At 67.7% G+C, this 22,114-nt stretch carries 26 protein-coding genes; 12 read left to right on the top strand and 14 right to left on the bottom strand.

Annotated features, from left to right (window positions below; all coding sequences use genetic code 11):
- The first annotated feature begins 84 nt into the window (after positions 1–84).
- Positions 85–405, top strand: a complete 321-nt coding sequence (locus ACFTWF_RS06720; RefSeq protein ID WP_378460477.1) for a type VII secretion target — start codon at positions 85–87, stop codon at positions 403–405.
- Positions 406–473: 68 nt separating this feature from the next.
- Here the strand turns inward: ACFTWF_RS06720 and ACFTWF_RS06715 are convergent, their stop codons facing one another.
- The 3 genes from ACFTWF_RS06715 to ACFTWF_RS06705 are packed head-to-tail and all read right to left on the bottom strand — an operon-like array spanning position 474 to position 2,614.
- Complete coding sequence (locus ACFTWF_RS06715) at positions 474–1,697, bottom strand: O-succinylhomoserine sulfhydrylase (RefSeq protein WP_378460476.1); 1,224 nt, start codon at positions 1,695–1,697, stop codon at positions 474–476.
- Positions 1,694–2,113, bottom strand: a complete 420-nt coding sequence (locus tag ACFTWF_RS06710; protein WP_378460567.1) for a rhodanese-like domain-containing protein — start codon at positions 2,111–2,113, stop codon at positions 1,694–1,696. The genes ACFTWF_RS06715 and ACFTWF_RS06710 overlap by 4 nt, the downstream gene beginning before the upstream one ends.
- A gap of 48 nt (positions 2,114–2,161) precedes the next feature.
- On the bottom strand, positions 2,162–2,614 hold the full coding sequence (locus ACFTWF_RS06705) for a hypothetical protein (RefSeq protein ID WP_378460475.1): 453 nt from the start codon (positions 2,612–2,614) through the stop codon (positions 2,162–2,164).
- Between the two features lie 214 nt (positions 2,615–2,828).
- On the opposite strand from ACFTWF_RS06705, the gene ACFTWF_RS06700 reads away from it, so the two are divergent.
- Positions 2,829–4,220, top strand: coding sequence for an FAD-dependent oxidoreductase (locus ACFTWF_RS06700; protein ID WP_185725408.1), 1,392 nt, complete (start codon positions 2,829–2,831; stop codon positions 4,218–4,220).
- 143 nt (positions 4,221–4,363) lie between these two features.
- Positions 4,364–5,119, top strand: coding sequence for an amidohydrolase family protein (locus tag ACFTWF_RS06695; protein ID WP_378460474.1), 756 nt, complete (start codon positions 4,364–4,366; stop codon positions 5,117–5,119).
- A gap of 14 nt (positions 5,120–5,133) precedes the next feature.
- On the opposite strand, the gene ACFTWF_RS06690 is transcribed toward ACFTWF_RS06695, so the two are convergent.
- The 5 genes from ACFTWF_RS06690 to cobF form a co-directional block, all read right to left on the bottom strand.
- The gene (locus ACFTWF_RS06690; RefSeq protein ID WP_378460473.1) at positions 5,134–5,913 is read right to left on the bottom strand and encodes a hypothetical protein; all 780 of its coding nucleotides are present in this window, start codon (positions 5,911–5,913) and stop codon (positions 5,134–5,136) included.
- Positions 5,914–6,011: 98 nt separating this feature from the next.
- Complete coding sequence (locus tag ACFTWF_RS06685; protein ID WP_378460472.1) at positions 6,012–6,494, bottom strand: DUF456 domain-containing protein; 483 nt, start codon at positions 6,492–6,494, stop codon at positions 6,012–6,014.
- Positions 6,491–7,702, bottom strand: a complete 1,212-nt coding sequence (purT, locus tag ACFTWF_RS06680; RefSeq protein WP_378460471.1) for a formate-dependent phosphoribosylglycinamide formyltransferase — start codon at positions 7,700–7,702, stop codon at positions 6,491–6,493. The genes ACFTWF_RS06685 and purT overlap by 4 nt, the downstream gene beginning before the upstream one ends.
- A gap of 27 nt (positions 7,703–7,729) precedes the next feature.
- On the bottom strand, positions 7,730–8,596 hold the full coding sequence (locus ACFTWF_RS06675) for an Fpg/Nei family DNA glycosylase (protein WP_378460470.1): 867 nt from the start codon (positions 8,594–8,596) through the stop codon (positions 7,730–7,732).
- A gap of 55 nt (positions 8,597–8,651) precedes the next feature.
- Positions 8,652–9,392, bottom strand: a complete 741-nt coding sequence (gene cobF, locus ACFTWF_RS06670) for a precorrin-6A synthase (deacetylating) (RefSeq protein WP_378460469.1) — start codon at positions 9,390–9,392, stop codon at positions 8,652–8,654.
- An 87-nt stretch (positions 9,393–9,479) separates the two neighbouring features.
- On the opposite strand from cobF, the gene ACFTWF_RS06665 reads away from it, so the two are divergent.
- The 4 genes from ACFTWF_RS06665 to ACFTWF_RS06650 all read left to right on the top strand — a co-directional run bounded on the left by ACFTWF_RS06665 (position 9,480) and on the right by ACFTWF_RS06650 (position 12,021).
- Positions 9,480–10,280 carry a thymidylate synthase gene (locus tag ACFTWF_RS06665; RefSeq protein WP_378460468.1) on the top strand — a complete coding sequence of 267 codons (801 nt, stop codon included), beginning with the start codon at positions 9,480–9,482 and terminating at the stop codon, positions 10,278–10,280.
- Positions 10,280–10,774, top strand: a complete 495-nt coding sequence (locus ACFTWF_RS06660; protein WP_378460467.1) for a dihydrofolate reductase — start codon at positions 10,280–10,282, stop codon at positions 10,772–10,774. The genes ACFTWF_RS06665 and ACFTWF_RS06660 overlap by 1 nt, the downstream gene beginning before the upstream one ends.
- 106 nt (positions 10,775–10,880) lie before the next feature.
- The gene (locus ACFTWF_RS06655) at positions 10,881–11,207 is read left to right on the top strand and encodes a cupin domain-containing protein (RefSeq protein WP_378460466.1); all 327 of its coding nucleotides are present in this window, start codon (positions 10,881–10,883) and stop codon (positions 11,205–11,207) included.
- 88 nt (positions 11,208–11,295) lie between these two features.
- Positions 11,296–12,021 (top strand): SRPBCC domain-containing protein, encoded by a 726-nt coding sequence (locus ACFTWF_RS06650; RefSeq protein WP_378460465.1) that lies wholly within the window; start codon positions 11,296–11,298, stop codon positions 12,019–12,021.
- Between the two features lie 13 nt (positions 12,022–12,034).
- On the opposite strand, the gene ACFTWF_RS06645 is transcribed toward ACFTWF_RS06650, so the two are convergent.
- Positions 12,035–12,658, bottom strand: a complete 624-nt coding sequence (locus ACFTWF_RS06645) for a Tat pathway signal protein (protein ID WP_378460464.1) — start codon at positions 12,656–12,658, stop codon at positions 12,035–12,037.
- A 117-nt stretch (positions 12,659–12,775) separates the two neighbouring features.
- Here ACFTWF_RS06645 and ACFTWF_RS06640 point away from each other — a divergent pair, with 117 nt between their 5' ends.
- Positions 12,776–14,422: a GAF domain-containing sensor histidine kinase gene (locus ACFTWF_RS06640; protein ID WP_378460463.1), complete on the top strand. Its 1,647-nt coding sequence runs from the start codon at positions 12,776–12,778 to the stop codon at positions 14,420–14,422.
- Between the two features lie 8 nt (positions 14,423–14,430).
- Here the strand turns inward: ACFTWF_RS06640 and ACFTWF_RS06635 are convergent, their stop codons facing one another.
- Positions 14,431–15,066 (bottom strand): response regulator, encoded by a 636-nt coding sequence (locus ACFTWF_RS06635; RefSeq protein ID WP_378460462.1) that lies wholly within the window; start codon positions 15,064–15,066, stop codon positions 14,431–14,433.
- Between the two features lie 172 nt (positions 15,067–15,238).
- Here ACFTWF_RS06635 and ACFTWF_RS06630 point away from each other — a divergent pair, with 172 nt between their 5' ends.
- Together ACFTWF_RS06630 and ACFTWF_RS06625 are read left to right on the top strand one after the other, a co-directional pair.
- Positions 15,239–16,102, top strand: a complete 864-nt coding sequence (locus tag ACFTWF_RS06630; RefSeq protein WP_378460461.1) for a nitroreductase family protein — start codon at positions 15,239–15,241, stop codon at positions 16,100–16,102.
- 23 nt (positions 16,103–16,125) lie between these two features.
- Complete coding sequence (locus tag ACFTWF_RS06625) at positions 16,126–17,076, top strand: acyl-ACP desaturase (RefSeq protein ID WP_378460460.1); 951 nt, start codon at positions 16,126–16,128, stop codon at positions 17,074–17,076.
- Here ACFTWF_RS06625 and ACFTWF_RS06620 read toward each other — a convergent pair.
- From ACFTWF_RS06620 to ACFTWF_RS06605, 4 genes are all read right to left on the bottom strand, one after another.
- Entirely contained in the window at positions 17,073–17,240 is a 168-nt protein-coding gene (locus ACFTWF_RS06620) for a hypothetical protein (RefSeq protein ID WP_378460459.1), read from the bottom strand. The genes ACFTWF_RS06625 and ACFTWF_RS06620 overlap by 4 nt on opposite strands.
- Positions 17,241–17,259: 19 nt before the next feature.
- Positions 17,260–18,150 (bottom strand): universal stress protein, encoded by an 891-nt coding sequence (locus tag ACFTWF_RS06615; RefSeq protein WP_378460458.1) that lies wholly within the window; start codon positions 18,148–18,150, stop codon positions 17,260–17,262.
- 49 nt (positions 18,151–18,199) lie between these two features.
- Positions 18,200–19,240 carry an LLM class F420-dependent oxidoreductase gene (locus ACFTWF_RS06610; protein WP_378460457.1) on the bottom strand — a complete coding sequence of 347 codons (1,041 nt, stop codon included), beginning with the start codon at positions 19,238–19,240 and terminating at the stop codon, positions 18,200–18,202.
- A gap of 71 nt (positions 19,241–19,311) precedes the next feature.
- On the bottom strand, positions 19,312–20,196 hold the full coding sequence (locus ACFTWF_RS06605) for a universal stress protein (protein ID WP_378460456.1): 885 nt from the start codon (positions 20,194–20,196) through the stop codon (positions 19,312–19,314).
- A 249-nt stretch (positions 20,197–20,445) separates the two neighbouring features.
- On the opposite strand from ACFTWF_RS06605, the gene ACFTWF_RS06600 reads away from it, so the two are divergent.
- Positions 20,446–20,919 (top strand): RrF2 family transcriptional regulator, encoded by a 474-nt coding sequence (locus ACFTWF_RS06600; protein WP_378460455.1) that lies wholly within the window; start codon positions 20,446–20,448, stop codon positions 20,917–20,919.
- A 1-nt stretch (position 20,920) separates the two neighbouring features.
- On the top strand, positions 20,921–22,105 hold the full coding sequence (locus ACFTWF_RS06595; RefSeq protein WP_378460454.1) for a globin domain-containing protein: 1,185 nt from the start codon (positions 20,921–20,923) through the stop codon (positions 22,103–22,105).
- Positions 22,106–22,114 lie beyond the last annotated feature (9 nt).

Here is a 22,114-nt window from a genome sequence, read left to right as displayed (position 1 = left end):
CAGGATGCATAATGCCCGTACCCTAACGGATCAATCGCATCCGCGGGAGTCCGATCTCGTCTCGACCGACACGAAGGATCGAAAATGAGCGGTTCCACCCACGTCGACGCGGCGGCACTGCGCGCAGCGGCCGGTCAGCTCGACGCCCTGTTCGACGAGGCGTCCTCCCGGTTGTCTGCCACCGAAGCGGCCCTCACCGATGTCGGCGCGGCCTGGCCGGAGGCCGCCAATATCGCGTTCGGCCTGTTCGCAACCTCGCTGGAGAGCCGACGGGAATCGTTGCAGCGTACCCTCGCCGAGATGTCGACGACTCTCGTCGAGTGCGCGCACCGCTACGACGAACAGGACGGGACCACCGCGGCGCGCCTCGACGCGCTCGCGCCGACCACGAGTCTCGACCTGTAGGCGCTTCGCGCTCGTGCGCCTTTGTGGTTGCGGGAACAACCAGAAAGGCGCACGGGCGCCGGAGGCGCCTACGCCAGCGCCTGCTCCAGGTCGGTCAGCAGGTCGGCGGTGTCTTCGAGGCCCACGGAGAGCCGGACGACACCGTCGGTGATGCCCACTGCCGCACGACCTTCCGGGCCCATCGCCCGGTGGGTGGTGGTGGCGGGGTGGGTGATGAGCGACTTGGAATCGCCGAGGTTGTTGGAAATGTTGACGAGCCGGAGGGCGTCGAGGAGTTCGAATGCCCGCTTCTTCGCTTCGCCCTCGGACGCATTGAGCGCGAAGGTGACGACGGTGCCGCCGCCGCTCATCTGCCGCTTGGCGAGGTCGTACTGGGGGTGCGATTCGAGGTACGGGTACTTGACCCAGTCGACGGCGGAGTGCCCCTCCAGGAACTGGGCGATCTCGAGGGCGGAGCCGACGGAGTGCCGCACCCGGATGGGCATCGTCTCGAGCCCCTTGAGGAGCGTCCACGCGTTGAACGGGCTGAGTGCGGGGCCGGTGTGGCGCATGAGGTTCTGGACGGGACCCTCGATGTAGTGCTTCAGCCCGAGGATCGCCCCGCCGAGCACGCGGCCCTGGCCGTCGATGTGCTTGGTGCCGGAGTAGACAACGATGTCGGCGCCCAACTCCAGGCTGTGCTGCAGCAGTGGGGTCGCGAACACGTTGTCCAGCACGACCTTTGCGCCGGCGGCGTGCGCGAGTTCCGCCACCCGGGGCACGTCGACGAGCGTCTGCATCGGGTTGGACGGCGTCTCGAAGAACACCGCGGTGGTCGGCTCGGACAGCGCCTTTTCCCACTGGTCGAGGTCTTCACCGTCGACGAACACCGTCTCCACGCCCCAGCGGGGCAGGATCTCGTTGCACACCACGAAGCAGGAGCCGAACAGGCTGCGTGCCGCGACCAGCCGGTCGCCCGCCTTCAGCAGCGCGCCGAGTGCCGTGAACACGGCCGACATTCCGCTGGCGGTGCCGAAGCATGCTTCCGCGCCCTCGATCAGGCGCAGCCGCTCCTCGAACATCTTCACGGTGGGGTTGCCGTACCGGGAGTAGACGAAGTGGTCGATGTCGCCGGTGAACGACGCCTCGGCCGCTCCCGCGCTCTCGAACACGAAACCGGAGTTCAGGAAGATCGCTTCGGACGTCTCCTCGAAGCCGGAACGCAGGGTTCCTCCGCGCACGCTGATCGTGCCCTGGCCGATGTCGTCGGGCAGCGCCTTCTGAAACGCGCCGCCTTGGGGAATTGCACTCACCACTGCCTCCACGGCAGGCCCAGCGCCCGCCAGCCGACCGCCCCACGATGACCTTCGGCGTCCAGGCCGCCTTCGAAACCGTCGAGCACGTTGTACGACGGGCCGATGCCCGCCGCTGTCGCGGCTTCCGCCGCACCGATGGACCGCTGCCCGGATCGACACAGGAAGATCACCGGGGCGTCCTCGCCGCCCGCGATCCCGGCCTCCTTCAGCTGGTCCACGAAGTTGTCGTTACGAGTGCCCGTCGGGTAGCTGACCCATTCGATCAATATGGTCTTCCGCCCGAGCGAGGATGTGTCGGGGACTCCGACGTATTTCCACTCGGCGTCCGTCCGCACGTCCACCAGCACCGCGTCGGGATTCTCGCGGAGCAGCTCCCAGGCATGCTCCGGCGTTATGTCGCCTGCGTAACTCACCATGTCAGCTTTTCACAACCCTCTTTAGTGCGCCCTTCCGGGCAACGGTCAGTTGCAGACGACCCATTTGTCGCCGTCCCGCGTCAATTGCCATGTATCCGTCGTCTCGCCCTTGCCGTCGTCGGCACTGACCCGGACCTCCGCCCGGGCCCGGTCGCCGTTGACCTCGGACGACTCGACCGCCTTCAGCGCGACCTCGCCGTCCCGGTCCCGGAGCACCGACCGGTCGTCGGACCAGGTGGAACAGACCAGCGTCTTCTGCAGATCGGGGTCGTCGTGGTTGTGGGCCTGGATGAAGTCGGCCACCGTGCGGTTGATGCGGTCGGCCTCCGTGACGTTCTCGTCGGCGGGCGAGAGCAGGCTGGACACGACGATGGCGACCAGGATGACGACGATGATGGTGACGGCGGCGATGAACGGCACCGCCGTGACGCGCCGGGGATCCACCGGATCTTCCGCGCCTCCCGCGTCGCGCTGAGGCGATTCGCTCGAACCGGACATGACTTCCCTTCGATCTCGGCGTGGTCACGAGTGTATAGAGCAGCCCCTACAAATCGTGTTTGTGACCCCCCAACGCGAAGGCGACTACCCTCTACAGGCGTGAGTCCCGAGAATGGGCCCTGCCCTGTCTGCTGCACCTCGGCCACCCGATTAGGCTGGGCTTAATTTAAGCTGAGGTTTCGTTGTCCGCCCATCAGAAGGTAGTTCGCTCCAGATGACTGATCAGACACGTCCGTTGCGCGTTGCGATCGTGGGTGCCGGCCCCGCCGGTATCTACGCAGCCGACGCTCTCATGAAATCCGATGCCGCGTCTGACGGCGGGATCAGCATCGACCTCTTCGAGCGGATGCCTGCCCCCTTCGGTCTGATCCGGTATGGCGTCGCCCCGGACCACCCGCGCATCAAGGGCATCATCACCGCCCTGCACAAGGTGCTCGACAAGCCGTCGGTGCGCCTGCTGGGCAACATCGACTACGGCAGCGACATCACCCTCGAAGACCTGCACAACTTCTACGACGCGGTGATCTTCTCCACCGGCGCCAACGCCGACCGCGCCCTCAACATCCCGGGCATCGAACTCGACGGCAGCTACGGCGCCGCCGACTTCGTGTCCTGGTACGACGGCCACCCCGACGTCCCGCGCAGCTGGCCGCTCGAGGCCGAGAAGGTCGCCGTCCTCGGTGTCGGCAACGTCGCCCTCGACATCGCCCGCGTTCTCGCCAAGACCGGCGACGAACTGCTGCCGACGGAGATCCCCGCCAACGTCTACGAGGGACTCAAGGCCAACAAGGCCGTCGAGGTCCACGTGTTCGGACGCCGCGGTCCCGCGCAAGCCAAGTTCACTCCCCTGGAACTGCGTGAACTCGACCACTCCCCGACCATCGAGGTCATCGTCGATCCCGAGGACATCGATTACGACGAGGGCTCCGAGCAGGCGCGCCGCAACTCCAAGCAGGTCGACATGGTCGCCAACACCCTGCAGGACTGGGCCATCCGCGACGTCGGCAACCGCCCGCACAAGCTGTTCCTGCACTTCTTCGAATCGCCCACCGAGGTGCTCGGCGAAGACGGCAAGGTCGTCGGACTGCGCACCGAGCGCACCCAGCTCGACGGCACCGGCAACGTCAAGGGCACCGGCAAGTTCAACGACTGGGACGTCCAGGCCGTGTACCGCGCCGTGGGTTACCTGTCGCAGAACATCGCCAAGCTCCCGTTCGACGAGCAGGCCGGCACCGTCCCCAACGAGGCCGGACGCGTCATCTCCGACGACACCGCCGAGGGCAACGACCGGTTCATGCCGGCCACGTACGTCACCGGCTGGATCAAGCGCGGCCCGGTCGGCCTGATCGGCCACACCAAGGGCGACGCCAACGAGACCGTCGCGAACCTGCTCGAGGACCGGCCCCGCTTCGCCGAGCCCGCCAACCCGAGTGAGGACGCGATCATCGACTTCCTCGAAGGCAAGCAGGTTCCGTACACCACCTGGCAGGGCTGGTACCGCCTCGACGCGCACGAGCGCAGCCTGGGCGAGCCCGAGGGCCGTGAGCGGATCAAGGTCGTCGAGCGCGAAGACATGCTCAAGGCCAGCGAGCCTGACAAGGCCTGATCTTCCGAGTCGGCGCGAAGGGAACCTCCTGCGGGGAGGTTCCCTTCCGTCGTCTCGGACCAGGTGCGCCGACAGCGCGTCCTCGGTGCCGAAGTGATAGCCGATCGCCGCCGGATTCACCTGGACAAGGCAGGATATAAGTCGTGTTTGACGCCCACGTTCACATCATCGATCCCCGGTTCCCGGTGGTCGAGAACCACGGCTACCTCCCGGAACCCTTCACCATCGCCGACTACCGGTCACGCACGGAAGGCTTCGGGGTGGACGGCGGCGCCGTCGTCACGGCCTCGTATCAGGGCACCGATCAGAACTATCTGAAGGCGGCGCTCGACGAGCTCGGCCCCAGCTGGGTGGGCGTGACCCAGATGGAGCCCGACGCCACCGACGACAGCATCCTCGAACTCGACCGCGCCGGGGTCCGGGCCGTCCGGTTCAACCTTCGGCGCAGCGCGACCGACGTCAAACTCCTCACCAAGCAGGCCCTGCGAGCGTACGAGCTGGCCGGCTGGCACGCCGAGTTCTACGTGGACGCCACCCTGCTGCTGTCGCTCGAACCGGTGTTCGCCAAGCTGCCCGCCGTGTGCATCGACCACCTCGGGATGTCGACGCGGGGCCTGCCCTACCTGCTCGACCTCGTCGACCGGGGCGTCCGGGTGAAGGCCACCGGGTTCGGGCGGACCACCATCGAGAATGTCGGCGACGTACTGCGCAAGATCCATGCCGTCAATCCGGAGGCACTGATGTTCGGCACCGACCTACCGGGCAGCCGTTCTCGAAGAGTGTTCCAGGACAGCGACATCGACATCGTCGCGGACGCGGTGGGTGACGACTTCGACGCCGTCATGGGCGGCAACGCACGCACGTGGTACCGCTGCGACACGCCTGCGGGACCCTGTTAGCACCCCCAGTCCGGTCAGCAGCCCTCCATCTGCGCGGAGTTCATCGACGCCATCTCGACCACCGGCGGCGTCTGCGGTTGCGACGCCAGCCAATTGTTGTAGTTGTTCATCTGGTCGCAGTCCAGCTGGTCCCGGCGTTCCTGCCGCCGCTCGCGCTGCCGATCGTCCATGTCGTCGCCGTTCCGGTCGACGGCGATGGCACCGGTGGACGATCCGTTGGCCTGCCGTTCGAGACCCCGGACGCCGTTGGCGGTCATGATCCAGCCGAGCGTGTAGTCGGCGCCGTCGTGGTTGGTAGTGGCGCGGAACAGGCCTTCCTCCGCTGCGGCGGGCTGCGCCGTGAACGCCTTGTCGGGCATGCCCGGCGCGCTGACCTGCCCCGTTACCGTGCCGTCGCTCATCGTCGCGGTGAGTGTCGCTCCGTCGGGCGACGACATCGTCGCCGTGTCCCCTTCCATGGTTCCGGTCATCCACGTCCACATCTGGTCGCCGTCGCACAGGAACGCGACCATGTCGTTCCCCGACCTGGCCAGCGCGACGTATGCATCCGTTCCGTCGACCGTACCGACGTAGGTCGGCTCCATCTGCGGGGTCATCACGAAGGGTGACGGAATCTTCTCCATCATGTTCGACGCCGGCGCCGCTGCGCCGCTGCTCGTACTCGCGGCGCTCGTCGTACTCTCGGCGCTGGTCGCACTCGTCGCCGCCGAGTCGGACGAGTTGTCGCCGCAGCCGCTCAGGGAGAGGGCCACGACAGCGACGGGCGCCAGAATCCAGGTCGTCTTCTTGTTCACGGCGTATTCCTCCGCTAGCCGGGAAGATCAACATCCGCATTTCATCATCGCAGGTGGAGGGCGCTTCTGGATACCCCTCGACGATGATTTCAGGCGACCTACGTCGCGACCACGGCGGCCAGCCACACCCCGGACGCAATCAACGCCCCCAGCAGTTCGATGAGCATCGACAGCCCGACGGCCTTGCAGGCGTGCCACGTCGACGCCCACGCCCGGTCGTGTGCGCGCAACCGATAGATCTCGGCCACATACGTTCCCGCGACGAAACCGAGGAACAACCCGACCACGGGAACGACGAAGAACCCGACGATCCCGAGCAGTCCGCCGACGATCAGCGACGTGCTGGGCACCCCCGCGGTGCGCATCCGCTTGCCCGGCCAGGTGTATTTGACGACACCGCTGACGACGAGGAAGACCGTGGCCACCGCGAACACCGCCCATGCGGTCGCACCACCGGTCATGATGGCCCACAACAGGATTGCGGCGAAGATGAGGATCGTGCCGGGCAGGATCGGGATGACGATTCCGACGAGCCCGACGACGATGACCAGGCCGACGAGGACTTCTGCGCCCGGACTCACGCGATCGGCGTGACGCGGGACGCCGCATCCCGCGCGCGGCTCCCCGCGGTCTCCACGTCCGGTCCGGTGGACACAGCGACGCCCATCCGCCTGCGCACGAAGCTCTCCGGTTTGCCGAACAGCCGCAGGTCCGTCTCGGGGACGGCCATCGCCTCGGCTACGCCCTCGAAGCCGATACCGGTGGCGTCGAGGCCGCCGTAGATCACCGCGGACGCGCCGGGCGTGGTGAGGGTGGTGTCGACCGGCAGCCCGAGGATGGCGCGGGCGTGCAGCTCGAACTCCGAGAGTCGTTGTGTCCGAAGGGTGACCAGGCCGGTGTCGTGGGGGCGCGGGCTGACTTCGGAGAAGTACACGTCGTCGCCCTTCACGAACAATTCGACACCGAAGATCCCGCGGCCGCCGAGCGCCGACGTCACCTTCTCGGCCACCTCCCGCGACCGGGCGAGCGCCGTGTCGCTCATCGGCTGCGGCTGCCACGACTCCACGTAATCACCCGAATCCTGCAGGTGCCCGATGGGTTCGCAGAAGAAGGTGCCCACCTCGCCGTCGGCCCCGATCGCGCGGACGGTGAGTTGCGTGATCTCGTAGTCGAAGTCGACGAAGCCTTCCACGATGACACGGCCGTGGTTGATGCGGCCGCCCGCGAGCGCGTAGTCCCAGGCCTTGCCGACGTCGTCGGCGCCGCGCACCGTCGACTGCCCCTTCCCGGACGACGACATCACCGGTTTGATCACGCACGGAAAGCCGATGCGTTCGGTGGCCGCCCGCACCTCCTCGAGCGATTCGGCGAAGTCGTACGGCGACGTCGGCAGTCCCAGTTCCTCCGCCGCGAGGCGCCTGATGCCCTCCCGGTTCATGGTCAGCTGCGTCGCCCGCGCGGTGGGAATGACCACCGCGGTGCCGCGTTCCTCGACCGTCGCCAGTGCGTCGGTCGCGATGGCCTCGATCTCGGGGACCACGAAATGCGGCCGCTCCGCCTCGACGAGGCGCAGAAGCGCATCCGGGTCGCTCATGTCGATCGTGTGCGCACGATGCGCCACCTGGTGGCCCGGCGCGTTGTCGTAGCGGTCGACGGCGATGACCTCGACCCCCAGCCTTTGCAGGGCGATGATCACTTCTTTGCCCAGCTCACCCGATCCGAGCAGCATGACGCGGGTCGCGCCGTCCGTCAGAGGAGTACCGAACCGTCCGGGTGCCTGTTCACGCATGGTCACAACTATATGCGGGCGCGGCGCCTACTTCAGCAGCCGCGACATCCGGCGGTCGGCGAGCACCTTGCCTCCGGTCTGGCACGTCGCGCAGTACTGAAAGGACTTCTCCGCGAACGACACTTCCCGGACGGTGTCGCCGCACACCGGGCACGGCAGGCCGGTCCGGGCGTGGACGCGCATCCCGGATCGCTTCTCCCCCTTCAGCCGCGCGGCGTCCTGGCCGAGCGATCGCTGGACGGCGTCGGTCAGCACGGAGCGCATCGAGTCGTACAGCACGTGCACCTGATCTTCGGCGAGGGTGCGGGACGTGGCGAACGGCGAAATCTTTGCGGTGTGCAGGATTTCGTCGGAGTAGGCGTTGCCCACCCCCGCGAGCAGCGACTGGTCGACGAGCGCATTCTTGATCCGCGCCGACGTGGTGGACAGCAGCGCGGCGAACTCGGGTTCGGTGACGGCGAGGGCGTCGGGTCCGAGCCGGGTTATCCCCTCCACCTCCTGCGGGTCGTGCACCACCCACACCGCGAGCCGCTTCTTGGTGCCTGCCTCGGTCAGGTCGAACGCCGGAGTCGCGCCCTCTGGAGTGAAGAAGTGCACCCGTAGAGCCAGCGGGCCCTTCCCGGGTTTCGGCGGCGCCGCCGACGGGTTGTCGGTCCAGCGCAACCAACCCCCACGCGACAGGTGGGTGACGAGCCACAACCCGGAGCAGTCGAGTGCGAGGTGCTTGCCGAACCGGGCCGCACCGGTCACGTCGCGACCCTGCAGCGCCGTGATCGGGGGGTCGAAGGTCTTCAGGACACTCAGGGCCGCCACGTCCACACGGCCGACGACCGCTCCCACGGCATGTTCACGCAGGAACTCGGCTAACGCCTCCACCTCGGGCAGCTCGGGCATGTTCCCAGGCTAACGGCACGTGAGTGGGAAAGTGCGCTCCTCCACACTTTCCCACTCACCTGCGGAGGAGGTAGGTGTCCATGATCCAGCCCTTGCGCTCGCGCAGTTCGGCCCGCACCCGCTGGATCTCGTCCTCGACGTCGCGCAGGCGGCCGGAGATCAGCACCTCGTCGGGTGTGCCGAGGTAGGCGCCCCACCAGATCTGGACGTCGTCGCCGGGGACCTGGGTGAACGTGCAGTGTGCGTCGAGCATGACGACCGCGTTGTCGACACCGTCCGGCAGTCCCTCGGCCAACCGCCTGCCCGTCGTGACGTGCACGGGTTCACCGATCCGGTTGAGCACTATCCGATGCTGCGCGGCCAGCGACTGCACGCTGGTCACGCCCGGGATCACCGAGTAGTCGAACGACACGTTCCCGCGGCCGAGCACCCGCTCGACGATCCGCAGCGTGCTGTCGTACAGCGACGGGTCGCCCCACACGAGGATCGCCCCGACCCCCGGCTCGGACGCGAACTCGGCCTCGAACAGGGCCGCCCGGCGCTCGTGCCAGTCGTCCACGACGCCCTCGTAGTCGGACGGCGTGCGGTCGCGGGGCGGATCGACGATCTCCACCACCCGCCGCGGGCCGGGGACGTGCTCGTCGAGGATGGTCGTGCGGAGATCGACGAGGTCCTGCTTCTCGTCGCCCTTGCCGATGACGAAGAACACATCGGCCTTGTTCATCGCCTTGATCGCTTGCACCGTCACCTGGTCGGGGTCGCCGGCGCCGATGCCGATCACGAAGAGTTCACGCATGTGGGGAGGCTAGCGCTCGTGCGCCTTTCTGGTTGCTCCAGCTACCGGAAAGGCGCACGGGCGGCGGAGCCGCCTAAACTGGGCGGCGTGACTGTGCCGACCCCGTACGAAGACCTGCTCCGACTCGTCATGGACACGGGCACCCCGAAGGCCGACCGCACCGGCACCGGCACGAAGAGCGTCTTCGGGCACCAGATGCGTTGGAACCTCGCGGACGGGTTTCCGCTGATCACCACGAAAAAGGTGCACCTCAAGTCCATCGTCTACGAACTGCTGTGGTTCCTGCGCGGTGACTCCAACGTGAAGTGGCTCCAGGACAACGGCGTCACGATCTGGGACGAGTGGGCGGACGCGGACGGTGAGCTGGGCCCCGTCTACGGCGTGCAGTGGCGCAGCTGGCCGACCCCGTCGGGCGAGCACATCGACCAGATCACCCAGACGATCGAGACGCTGAAGTCGAACCCGGACTCACGTCGCATCATCGTGTCGGCATGGAATGTGAGCGACATCCCGCAGATGGCGCTGGCGCCGTGCCACGCGTTCTTCCAGTTCTACGTCGCGGACGGCAAGCTGTCGTGCCAGCTGTACCAGCGCAGCGCCGACCTGTTCCTGGGGGTGCCGTTCAACGTCGCGAGCTACGCGCTCCTCACCCACATGGTGGCGCAGCAGACCGGGCTGGAACCGGGCGACTTCATCTGGACCGGCGGCGACTGCCACATCTACGACAACCACGTCGACCAGGTCACCGAGCAGCTGAGCCGGGAACCGTTGCCGTATCCCTCGTTGAAGCTGAACAAGCGGGACTCGATCTTCGACTACACGTTCGACGACGTGGAGATCGTCGACTACCGCCATCATCCCGCCATCAAGGCTCCGGTGGCCGTCTAGTGGCTTCCCGGCAGGTCACGCTGGTATGGGCCCAGGGTGTCGACGGCGTCATCGGTCGCGACAACACCATCCCGTGGCACGTCCCCGAGGACATGGCGTACTTCAAGCGGGTCACGGACGGACACCCGGTGCTCATGGGCCGCCGGACGTGGGATTCACTGCCCCCGCGGTTCCGGCCCCTGCCCGGGCGCCGCAACATCGTGATCAGCCGCCAGGCCGGCTGGGCCGAGCCGGGGGCCGAATACGCCGACGGGATCGAATCCGCGCTCGCACTCACCGCCGAGGACGTATGCGTCATCGGCGGCGCCCAGATCTACACGGCGGCAATGCCGTTCGCGACGAGACTGTCGGTCACCGAGATCGACGTCGCGGTCGAGGGGGACGCGTGGGCGCCCGCGATCGACGACTCCTGGCGTGCGGGGGACACCGGCGAGTGGCTCACGTCCGCGAAGAACGGCACGCGGTACCGGTGGATCACCTACACGAGGGCCTGAGATCGGCAGCATCCGGCTTCGGGGGACGTCACCGTTCGCCCCTTCGCCACCGCACCGTTACCCCATTCGACGGGTGACGACGCGCGCAGTGGTTCATACTTCCCTCATGGACAAGAAGTCACTGACCGCCCTTGCCCGTCAGCAACTGAAGTTGGCAGGCGGGACGTCCAGCGGCCGCAGTTCGCAGACCGTGTACGGCGGCCATCGGCGCAGCCTCCGACAGACCGTCGTCGCCCTGGCCGCGGGTCAGAAGATGGCCGAGCACGAGAGCCCGGGCGAGGCCACCCTCTTCATTCTGAGCGGCAAGTTGAACCTCGTGTCCGGCGAGGATTCGTGGAAGGGCTCCACTGGCGACCTGCTGGTCCTGCCGAGCGATCGGCACAGCGTCGAGGCGATCGAAGACGTCGCGTTCCTGCTCACCGTCGCCATGTGACGACCGGTTCGCGGATGCCGCGAGCCGTCCACCGCTCGCCGGTATCGTCGACGCCGGCACGCACAGCAGTGGAGACGCAGGAGAACAGATGACCGAATCTCAACCCGTGCTCGAGGTGTCCATCGCGGCGGCCCCGTCGGTGGTGTGGCCGGCACTGCGCGACCCGGAATTGCTCCGGCGCTGGCACGGCTGGGACTACGACGGCCTGGCCGACGAGATCCGTCAGATCTACTTCGACGACGTCACCGAGGACGCCCGCCACTTCGTGCTCGCCCTCGACAAGGCCGATCGGTTCAGTCTGCACGAGCACGAGGGCACCACCGTGGTGCGGATAACCCGGCCACCACGCACCGGGGACCCCGCCGTGGACGACTGGTACGACGACATCACCGAGGGCTGGACCACGTTCCTGCAGTCCCTCAAGTTCGGCATCGAGCGGCACGGACTCGCGGAGCGTCGCACACTGTTCCTGGAAGGTCCGGTCGCGGAGGGCGATTCGGCGCGGCACCTGCTCGGGCTCGATCGGCTGGAGGGCATGAGGGTCGGCGACCACTTCAGCGAGGTCTGCCGGACGGGCGACCTGCTCCGCGGGGTGGTGTGTTCCGTCAGCGAACACCAGACCGCGGTGAGCGTGGACGACCTCGGCCCGGGACTGCTGCAGTTCGGCGAGCAGCCCGTCAACTCGGCCCGGCCGAACGGCGGTGCGCAGATCCTGCTCACCGTGTACGACCTGGACGACGAGGAGTGGGCCGAACTCGAGGAGCGCTGGACGCAGTGGTGGCAGGCCCAGCCGGGAGCCGAACCTGCCACGTGACGTTCTCGAACGGTCAGGCGAGCACGGTGCCGAGCGTCGGCCACCAGATGGTGCTCTTGACGACGTTCGTCCCCACCTGGTGGTTCAGCGAGCCATACACGGCCGCCACGACCAGTCCGCTGCCGAGTCCGGCGACCGGCGCCGTGGAGACGACCGTGGGAACCGCGACGTTGTTCTGGTCCAGCTTCACGATGCCGCTGGCGCCGGTGGCGAAGCTGTAGTAGACGACGTCGAGTTCGGCGCCGGTCTGGTCGTTCGCGATGACGCCCGGTCCGCCGAAGAATCCGAAGCGGAACTGGTTGCTCATGTTGGTCGCGACGCCGGCGCCGTACAGTTGTCCGAGGACGGGCCCACCCTGCCCGGTGTCGGAGTACGCCGGGACCTGGAAGATCTGCCCCGGCAGGGCGATGTTCGTCGCGGCCGTATCGGTCGGTGACGCGGCGAGCCGCTCGAGGGCCGCCTCGGCCTCGGGGTTGCCGGCGGCCACGGTCTGCAGCTTCGCGATCGCGGTCGCCGGGTCGACGGCGAGGGCTGAATCCGCGGGCTGAGCCGACACGACACCGGTGAACATCATCGTCGCTGCCACTGCTGCGGTCAGACCTGCCGCGACCCGTCGTCCGAAGTGCCGTCGATTCATTCTTCTTCTCCCTCGTCAGATGAATGGGTGAGCATTAGTTCGACTGAGTAAACACTCGAGCCCTTATCGACGCCGCGCTTCGCAGCGTTACGCCCCCTGCGGACCTATGCTGCAGGCATGGGATCGGACGGTGGGCACGGCGCGAGGTTCAGCGAATTCCGGGAGGGGCTCGCCGATGTGGTGCCCACCCGCCGCAGCCTGCAGCGCCTGTTCGAGGCCGTCCTCGTCGTCGGGTCCGGCCTCGAGTTGGATTCCACCTTGCAACGCATCGTCAACTCGGCCACCTCCCTGCTCGACGCCCGCTACGGCGCCCTCGGTGTCCATGCGCCCGACGGGGGCCTGTCGGAGTTCGTCTACGAGGGCATCACACCGGACGAGCGCGCGCAGATGGGACACCTGCCCGAAGGCCGCGGCCTGCTGGGACTGCTGATCCACGACCCCCGGCCGGTGCGCCTCGCCAACCTGGCCGACCACCCGGCGTCGATCGGCTTCCCGCCCAACCATCCGCCGATGAAGAGCTTCCTGGGCATGCCGATCATGATGCGGGACAAAGTGTTCGGAAGCATCTACCTCACCGAGAAACTCAGCGGGCCCGAGTTCACCGACGAGGACGAGGTGATCCTGCGTGCGCTCGCGACGTCGGCCGGTGTGGCGGTGGAGAACGCCCGCCTGTTCGAGGAATCACGGACCCGGGAGCGGTGGCTGACGGCCGTCGCATCGATCACCTCCCGGCTGATGGTCGGCGGTTCACTCGACGAGACACTGCACACGCTCGCCGATCAGGTGCGCGAACTGTCCAGCGGTGACGAGGTTTCCATCGTCGTCACGCTCGGCGAAGGCGCGGTGGTGGGCGCAGACACGACAGTGCGACCGCTGCGTAACGAATTCCGGAAAGCCATCCGCACCGAGCCGCTCGCCGAGGTCCTGCACTCCCGCACTCCCGCCCTGCTGACCGGCCTCGACGGCCTCGCCCCGTTCTCCGCCGACGCGGGCCGCGCCGCGGTGCTGCCGCTGTCGACGGCGTCGGGAGTCGGCGGGGCCCTGGTCGTCACGGGGCGCGGCAATGCCCCGTGGGATCCCGACGAGGTCGCCCGGCTCGAGTCGGTCGCCGACCTGGCGGCCGTCGCGGTGGAATTTTCCGATCAGCAGAGCAAGCAACGTCTGCTGTCGGTGCTCGCCGATCGCGACCGGATCGCCCGCGACCTGCACGACAACGTCATTCAGCGGTTGTTCGCGACCGGCATGAGTCTGCAGAGCACGCATGCGGTCGGGGACGTCCCGGACGGCGTGCGCTCCATCGTGGCCACCGCGGTCGAGCAACTCGATCGCACGGTCCGTGAGATCCGCACCACCATCTTCGACCTGCAGGCCACCGGAGTCGCGTCGGCGACCAGCCTGCGCCGGCGCCTCCTGGACGTGATCGGCGACCTCACCTCCCAGTCGCCGATCGCGCCCAACGTCCAGTTCTCCGGCGCCATCGACACTCTCGTGCCCGCCCGCATCCATCCGCACGCGGAAGCCGTACTGCGGGAAGCCCTGAGCAACGCGCTGCGGCACGCGCGGGCCACCACCATCGACATCTCGGTGGCCGCCGACGACGACCTGACGGTGACGGTCGCGGACGACGGCATCGGGATCGCCGACGGCGCCCGGCGCAGCGGACTCGACAACCTCGACCGGCGCGCCGAGCAGTGCGGCGGCACCTGCACCGTCGACGCGGTCGACGTCGGAACCGTGGTGAGCTGGCGGGTCCCGTTGACGTGACGGCGAATTCAGCGCTGGTTGCGTAGTTCGGTGGCCAGCACCGCCGCCTGGGTGCGTCGTTGCATCCCCAGCTTGGACAACAGCCGGGACACATAGTTCTTGATGGTCTTCTCGGCGAGGAAGAGCCGCTCGGCGATCTCCCGGTTGGTGAGCCCCTCACCGATCAGGTCGAACACCGCGCGTTCCTGCTCGGACAGTTCGGCCAGCGGGTCGTCCCTGCGCGCGGTCCTGATCCGGTTCATCAGCGCCGACGTGGCCCGGCTGTCGAGCAGCGAACCGCCCTCCCCCACGGTCCGCACGGCCGCGACCAGGTCGGTGCCGAGGATCTGTTTGAGGACGAATCCGGACGCGCCGGCCATGATGGCGTCGAACAGCGCTTCGTCGTCGGAGTACGACGTGAGCATCAGGCACCGCAGGTCGGGCAGGGCGGCGCGCAGGTCCCGGCACAGCTCGACACCGTTGCCGTCGGGCAACCGGACGTCGAGGACCGCGACGTCGGCGCCGCTGCCCGGGATCCGCGCCATTGCCTCGCCCACGGACGCAGCCTCCCCGACCACCTCGAGGTCGGGCACGCTGCCGAGTAGATCGACCAAGCCTCTTCGCACGATCTCGTGGTCGTCGACCAGGAATACCCGCGTGGTCATGTTGTGCACCTCCACAGTCTCTCCTCGAACCGTACCGCGCCCGGCGAAGGGTAGCGGGCCCACCAGGGACCTCTCCCCACGCATTCGGGACCTTCGACCCCAGCGCGGCCGGCGCGATGCGCGGAATGCTGAGCGTGCGGGGATCACCCGGACACCACAACTGGAGGTCGCGATGAACAGCTGGTCGCTCAGTGACATCGAGGTGGTCTCCCGCGCCATCGTCTCGGCTCCGTCGGTCCACGACACGCAGCCGTGGGATCTGCGACTCGACGGCACGCATGCGGAGATCACCGAACGCCGCGGGTTCACGGACACGCCGCGCGCCGACCGCGTGATCTCCTGCGGCGCCGGTGTCGCAAACGTGGAGCTCGCGTTGCGGGCACTCGGCAGGCAGATCGAGACGGATCTGCTGCCCGATCCGCGTCGGCCCGAACTCGTCGCGACCGTGCGGGCGGTGGGCACGACGTCCCCGTCGAGCACCGATCTGAGCCTCTTCTCCGCCATCGCCCGCCGTCGCAGTCACCGGGAGGCGTTCGCCGACATCCCCGTCCCCGCGGCCACTGTCGCCGACATCGTCTCCGCGGCGGAGATGACGGGAGTCCGCGCTCGGCTGCTCGCCCCGGACGAGGCAAACGCGCTCGCCGATGTGCTCCTCTACTCGGCGGACCTCGTGCGGCACGATACGCGTTACCAGCGCGACCTCTTTCCATGGACGTCGCACTGGCTTCCGCACGGCGGTCACGAGTCGGTCGACACCATCCATACCGTGGTCACCCGCGGCGTCCCCGATTCGGCGCGCCTCGCCGCGGCCATCGAGGGCGAGACCGTCCTCGTGTTCGCGTCGGACACGCAGGAGTCGATCGACCTGGTCCGTACCGGAATCGCCGTCGAGCGAGCGTGGCTGACTGCCGTCGACGCCCGGCTCGGCGCGTCCATCCTCTCCCACCCGCTGCGCGTCGACGACTCGGCGCAGCGGCTCGCGCGGCGACTGAACCTGCCCGGCCATCCACAACTGATCCTGCGAATCGGATACTGACAGAACAGAAACGGAGTGCCCTTGTGAGCCGCGTACTCACGGACCGCGAACTGCTGCACGAACTCGAGGACGTCGCCGAGGACAACGTCAACCGGCACCTCGCCATGGCCAAGGACTGGCATCCCCACGACTACGTGCCGTGGGACGACGGCCGCAACTTCGCCGCGCTGGGCGGCGAGGACTGGGATCCGGAGCAGTCGCAGCTCAGCGACACCGCCAGGGCGGCGATGATCACCAACCTGCTGACCGAGGACAATCTGCCGTCCTATCACCGGGAGATCGCCCAGCACTTCTCGCTCGACGGCGCCTGGGGCACCTGGGTGGGCCGCTGGACCGCGGAGGAGAACAAGCATTCGATCGTGATGCGGGACTATCTGGTCGTGACACGGGGGGTCGACCCGGTGGCGCTCGAGCACGCTCGAATGGAGCACATGACACAGGGTTTCGATCCCGGCGGCGGGTCGATGCTCGATTCGGTGTCGTATGTGACGTTCCAGGAACTCGCCACCCGGGTGTCGCACCGGAATACGGGCAAGGCCTGCGGTGATCCGATCGCGGACCGCATGCTCGCCCGGGTGGCGGCCGACGAGAACCTGCACATGATGTTCTACCGCAACATCGTCGGCGCCGCCCTGGACGTCGCACCCGATCAGGCGATCGCCGCGATCCACAAGGTGCTGACCAACTTCCAGATGCCCGGCGCCGGGATGCACAACTTCCGGCGCAACGCCGTGCTGATCGCGAAGGGCGGCATCTACGATCTGCGCCAGCATCTCGACGACGTCGTCCTGCCGGTGTTGCGGAAGTGGAACATGTTCGAACGTAACGATTTCGGACCCGAAGGTGAACGGTACCGCGACGAACTGGCAGACTTCGTGCACGGCCTGGACGTCAAGGCCGCTCGTTTCGAGGAGTCCCGGGACCGGGCGCTCGCCCGCGAAGCCCGCCGCGGCGAACGCGTCGTGGCGCTCTAACGAAGCTCGACGGCGAGCGGGTACCGCGACGCGGCGCCGTCGATCGCCGGCGCGGGCGCCCCCTTCAGGAAGCGGTCGAACATCGCGGCCACAAGGCCGTTCGTCGTGTGCACCACTTCCTGCCGGGGAGCCGCGCCAAGGCTGAATCCGGCGGGCACATCCATTCCGGGGGGATCGGGGGTGCTAGCTCTCCGGCCGGACGATCATCACCGGGCAGTCCGCGGTGTGGAGCAGCGCATTGCTGGTGGAGCCCAGCAACATTCCCTTGAAGCCACCCCGTCCGCGGCTGCCCACGACGATCAGCTGCGCCTTCTCCGCGAATTCGCTGAGCACGCGCACCGGACGGTCGCGCGCGACGACGCGTTCGACCGACACGTCGGGATACCGCTCCTGGTACCCGGCGAGACGCTCCGACAGCACCACCTCTTCACCGGTCTGAATGCTGCTCCACAGCGGGTCTTCCGGGGTGGCGCCGAGCGACGGCTGCACGCTGACATCGCTCCACACGTTGACCGCGACCAGGCCGGCCCCGCGGGCGGCGGCCTGCTCGAACGCCCCTTCCAGCGCCGCCTCGCTGCTCTCCGAACCGTCGACGCCGACCACGATCGGCCCCTCGGTCGGCGGCTGTCCGTCCAGGGTCCTCCCCCGCACGACCACGAGTGGGCAATGACCGTGCGCGGCGACCGCGGACGTGGTGGAACCGACGAGCAGGCCGGTGAACTCACCGTGCCCGCGCGAACCGAGGACGACCATGTGCGCGTTCGCGGAATGCTCGATGAGAGTCTGGCTCACTTTGCCCTCGAACTGCTCGGTGGTGATGTCGAGCGGCTCGTCCACCGTCTGCGTGGCGTGCACCCGAGCACTGCCCAGCCGGGCCGTCGCCGTGTTCTCGAGTTCTTCCTTGAAGCTCTCGGCGAGATACGGCTCGGTGTAATAGAAGGAAGGAATGTGCACCACCGTCACGATGTGCAGCGGGAGCGACAGTGCGGCGGCGGCGCGGGCGGCCCACGCCACGGCGGCGGAGGCCGACTCCGATCCGTCGACACCCACAACGATCGGCTTGATTCCGGTCATGGTCACCTTTCCTGGTTCTTCCGGCTGGGTATTGCGGGGGTTCGCGGAGTTACCCGCAGATCTTGCGGAGCTTCTCGACCAACGCGACGCGACCCGCGCGATCCGCGGCGAGCGGTGTGACGGTGAGGGTGGTGACCCCGGATTCGGCGAACGCGGCCACCCGTTCCGCGACGTAGCTCTCCGGACCGATCAGGGACACGGCCCGCACCAGTTCGTCCGGCACCGCGGCGGCGGCCTCGTCCTTCTTGCCCGACAGGTAGAGGTCCTGGATGGTCTCGGCTTCCTTCTCGTAGCCGTACCGGACCGCGAGGTCGTTGTAGAAGTTCTTGCCCTTCGCGCCCATGCCACCGATGTACAGCGCGAGACCGGGGCGCACCCAGTCGAGCATGTGCTCGACGTCGTCGCCGATGGCGAGCGCCGGCGAGGCGAAGACCTGCAGCTCGCCGAGGCTGGGGTCGCGCTTCGCCTTGCCTTTTGCTAGGGGCTCGCCCCACACGCCGGCGGCCTTCTCCGGGTAATAGAAGATCGGTTCCCAGCCCTCGGCGATCTCGGCCGTCATCTCTACGTTCTTGGGCCCGAGCGAGGCGATGACGATCGGGATGCGATCACGCACAGGGTGGTTGATGATCTTCAGCGGCTTGCCCAGCCCGGTGCCCTTCTCCGCGGGCAGCGGAACCTGGTAGTACTTGCCCTGGAATTCGACCTTCTCGCGGCGCCACACCTTGCGGCAGATCTCGACGACCTCGCGGGTACGCCCGAGGGGTGCGTCGTACTTGACGCCGTGAAAGCCCTCGATCACCTGGGGTCCGGACGCGCCGAGGCCCATCACGAAGCGGCCGTTCGACACGAAGTCGAGGCCGGCTGCCGTCATGGCCGTCAGGCTCGGCGTGCGGGTGTAGATCTGGAAGATGCCGGACGCGAGTTCGAGCGTCGTGGTCTTGGCGGCGAGGTAGCCGATCTGGCTGACCGCGTCGAACGAGTAGGCCTCGGGCACGAACGCGATGTCGAGTCCGGCTTTCTCCAGGTCGGCGACTTCGTCCACCGTCTCGGCGAAACCGCCGCTGTAGTTCAAGCCCATACCTATGCGCACGTCGTTCCCCAATCCTGGCGTTCCTGCAACCTGTTCTTCTTCAGTCCAGAACACTACTGCGGGCAACCGCGTCAGGGGCGTGCAGGCCTCACGACGACCACCGGGCAGTGCGCACCGCCGACCAGGCTGTTGCTGGTCGACCCGAGCAGCATTCCCTTGAAACCGCCGCGGCCCCGACTGCCCACCACCAGCAGTTGCGCCTTCTTCGACCACTCCAGCAGCCGCGCCCGCGGGTTGTCGATGTACACCTCGCGGGTGACCTGCACGTCCGGGTATTTCTCCTGCCAGCCGGCGAGGCTCTCGGCGAGGACGGCGTGTTCGTCCTCCTCGACACCCTGCGGGACCAGGGCCACGGCCCGTGGGTCCTCGAACGCCGTCGGCCCGAGGTCGCTCCAGACGTGCACGGCCACCAACGGCGCGTTCCGCAGCGACGCTTCCTGGAAGGCCACCGAGATCGCCCGCTCGCTGGTGGGGCTGCCGTCGACACCGACGACGACGGGCCCGCCCTCGTGGGCGTCCCCCCGGACCACGACGACAGGGCAGTGTGCGTGGCTGGTGACGTTGATCGCCGTGTTCCCGAGCAGGGCGGTAGCCGCGGCACCGGACCCGGACGCCCCGACCACCACGATCCGGGCGTTCTCGGACAGGTCGACGAGCCACTGCGCACTGCTCCCGATCGACAGTTCGGTGTACACGTCGATGATGGGATTGACCGCGTACGCCTCTTCCTGTGCCTCGGCGAGGATCGCCTTGCCGCTCGCTTCGACCCATTCGTACACGCCGCCCGAATCCATGTAGGGGCCGCCGAACCCGTACGGCGCAAAGTCGAGGGCGTGGATGATCTTCAGGTTCAGGCTGCGTTCGGTGGCCAGGTCGGCCGCCACCCGTACCGCGGACTTCGAGCTGTCCGATCCGTCGACACCGACGACGACACTGTTGCGGTCCCGTGTGCTCATGGCTTCACACTATCCCCGGTGTCCGATTCGCGTCTGCCGCCCTTCGCCTTTCGATCCGGGACTTTAGTCCCCACCGAATCGGGCTCTCCGACCGTAGCCGTGGCGGCCGGATTCGGCGATGATGAAAGGGTGGGGCAGTGCACCCAAGTCGAATTGGGCTGGGCCACTGAGCTTTTCGAGAGCATTTTCGTCGAGCGACGTCGGTCACAAATTTGGTATTCCAGATGAGAATTAAAGTACGTTCGGGTCATGCAACTCACACAGTTCACCGACCTGGGGCTGCGGGTCGTCATGCGACTGGCCGTCGCCGGGGACGGTGAACGGCCGGGCAGCAGGGCGATCGCCGAGGAACTCTCCGTGTCGTACACGCACGCCGCCAAGGTGATCACCCGGCTGGGTGAGATGGGCATCGTCGACGCACGACGGGGACGCGCCGGCGGGCTGGCCATCACCGAACTCGGGCGCACCGCGTCCGTCGGCTGGCTCGCGCGACGGCTCGAAGGCGATGCGGAGGTCGTCGAATGCGACGGCGCACACCCCTGCCCGCTGCGGTCGAACTGCCTGTTGCGGTCGGCGCTCCGGCGCGCGCAGGACGCATTCTTCGACTCACTGGACGCCCTCACCATCGAAGATCTCACCCGGACCCCCACCGGAACCGTGCTACTCGCCCTCCCCCGGGTAGCCGCCACCACTTCCCAGATTTCTCGAACGATCGGAGACTGACATGCTTTCGCCCACCTCGACGGACGTCATCCGCGCCACCCTGCCCGTGGTCGGCGCCGCGATCTCGGACATCACGACGCTCTTCTACCGCAAGATGTTCGACGCGCACCCCGAACTCGAGCGCGACCTGTTCAATCGGGGCAACCAGAAGCAGGGCGAACAACAGAAGGCGCTGGCCGGGGCGATCGCCGCGTTCGCAGCCCTCCAACTCGAGCCCGATCAGGCGCGCGTCGACCTGATCCTGTCACGGATCGCGAACAAGCACGCCTCACTGGGAATCGAGCCCTCGCAGTACGCGATCGTGCACACGCACCTGTTCGCGGCCATCGTCGAGGTCCTCGGTGACGCCGTCACTCCCGAGGTCGCGGCGGCGTGGGACGAGGTGTACTGGCTGATGGCCGAGACGCTGATCTCGATGGAGGCCGGCCTGTACGCCTCGGCGGGTGTGGCGGCCGGAGACGTGTGGCGGAACGTGCGGGTTCGCGAGCGCAGGCACGAGTCCGCGGACACCGTCTCGTTCGTCCTCACCTCGGTGGACGGCACTCCTCTTCCCACCTTCGCGCCGGGACAGTATCTCTCCGTCGCGGTTCGCCTGCCGGACGGTGCGCGCCAGATCCGCCAGTACAGTCTGTCGTCGGCACCGTCCGGCGGCGACTGGCGGATCTCCGTGAAACGAACGGGCGAGGTGTCGAATTTCCTGTACCACAACGTGTTCGAAGAGGACATCGTGGAGGTCTCGACACCGTTCGGTGATCTCGTCCTGCAGGACGACGACGCGCCGCTGCTCCTCGTCTCCGCGGGCATCGGGTGCACGCCGATGATCGGGATGCTCAGCCACCTCGCCGACACGGAGGACGGCCGGCCGATCTCGGTGCTCCACGCCGATCGCTCCGCCAGCAGCCACGCGCACCGCGCGGAGCTGACGGAACTCGTGGAGCGCCTGCCGTTCGCGGTGATGCATCGCTGGTACGAGGACCTGGGCGCCCGCAGGCCCGAGGGCAGCCTCCGGGAGGGACGAGCCGACCTGGGCGAGGTGACGATCGCGCCCGGCACCCAGGCCTACCTGTGCGGGCCGCTGCCGTTCATGCTCGGCATGCGCGAGGCGCTGCTCGCGAAGGACGTGCCCGCCGAGAACATTCACTACGAGGTCTTCGGTCCCGACAGCTGGTCGGCCGCCGGAGTGTGAGGGCGGCCG

The sequence above is a fragment of the Rhodococcus sp. NPDC056960 genome (genome assembly GCF_042674125.1).
Classification (GTDB): Bacteria; Actinomycetota; Actinomycetes; order Mycobacteriales; family Mycobacteriaceae; genus Rhodococcus_F.
The sequence above is the reverse complement of the archived record's forward strand: the minus strand, read 5'-3'. Positions and strand labels throughout refer to the sequence as shown.

Excerpts from the sequence above, each read along its gene's own strand:
- ACFTWF_RS06615 (WP_378460458.1), bottom strand. The coding sequence starts at position 18,150 with ATGACCGGAATCAAGCCGATCGTTGTGGGTGTCGACGGATCGGAGTCG.
- ACFTWF_RS06655 (WP_378460466.1), top strand. The coding sequence starts at position 10,881 with ATGGACAAGAAGTCACTGACCGCCCTTGCCCGTCAGCAACTGAAGTTG.
- ACFTWF_RS06595 (WP_378460454.1), top strand. The coding sequence starts at position 20,921 with ATGCTTTCGCCCACCTCGACGGACGTCATCCGCGCCACCCTGCCCGTG.
- ACFTWF_RS06640 (WP_378460463.1), top strand. The coding sequence starts at position 12,776 with ATGGGATCGGACGGTGGGCACGGCGCGAGGTTCAGCGAATTCCGGGAG.
- ACFTWF_RS06675 (WP_378460470.1), bottom strand. The coding sequence starts at position 8,596 with ATGCCCGAGCTGCCCGAGGTGGAGGCGTTAGCCGAGTTCCTGCGTGAA.
- ACFTWF_RS06700 (WP_185725408.1), top strand. The coding sequence starts at position 2,829 with ATGACTGATCAGACACGTCCGTTGCGCGTTGCGATCGTGGGTGCCGGC.
- purT (WP_378460471.1), bottom strand. The coding sequence starts at position 7,702 with ATGCGTGAACAGGCACCCGGACGGTTCGGTACTCCTCTGACGGACGGC.
- ACFTWF_RS06705 (WP_378460475.1), bottom strand. The coding sequence starts at position 2,614 with ATGTCCGGTTCGAGCGAATCGCCTCAGCGCGACGCGGGAGGCGCGGAA.
- ACFTWF_RS06600 (WP_378460455.1), top strand. The coding sequence starts at position 20,446 with ATGCAACTCACACAGTTCACCGACCTGGGGCTGCGGGTCGTCATGCGA.
- ACFTWF_RS06645 (WP_378460464.1), bottom strand. The coding sequence starts at position 12,658 with ATGAATCGACGGCACTTCGGACGACGGGTCGCGGCAGGTCTGACCGCA.
- ACFTWF_RS06630 (WP_378460461.1), top strand. The coding sequence starts at position 15,239 with ATGAACAGCTGGTCGCTCAGTGACATCGAGGTGGTCTCCCGCGCCATC.
- ACFTWF_RS06650 (WP_378460465.1), top strand. The coding sequence starts at position 11,296 with ATGACCGAATCTCAACCCGTGCTCGAGGTGTCCATCGCGGCGGCCCCG.
- ACFTWF_RS06605 (WP_378460456.1), bottom strand. The coding sequence starts at position 20,196 with ATGAGCACACGGGACCGCAACAGTGTCGTCGTCGGTGTCGACGGATCG.
- ACFTWF_RS06620 (WP_378460459.1), bottom strand. The coding sequence starts at position 17,240 with ATGGATGTGCCCGCCGGATTCAGCCTTGGCGCGGCTCCCCGGCAGGAA.
- cobF (WP_378460469.1), bottom strand. The coding sequence starts at position 9,392 with ATGCGTGAACTCTTCGTGATCGGCATCGGCGCCGGCGACCCCGACCAG.
- ACFTWF_RS06635 (WP_378460462.1), bottom strand. The coding sequence starts at position 15,066 with ATGACCACGCGGGTATTCCTGGTCGACGACCACGAGATCGTGCGAAGA.
- ACFTWF_RS06720 (WP_378460477.1), top strand. The coding sequence starts at position 85 with ATGAGCGGTTCCACCCACGTCGACGCGGCGGCACTGCGCGCAGCGGCC.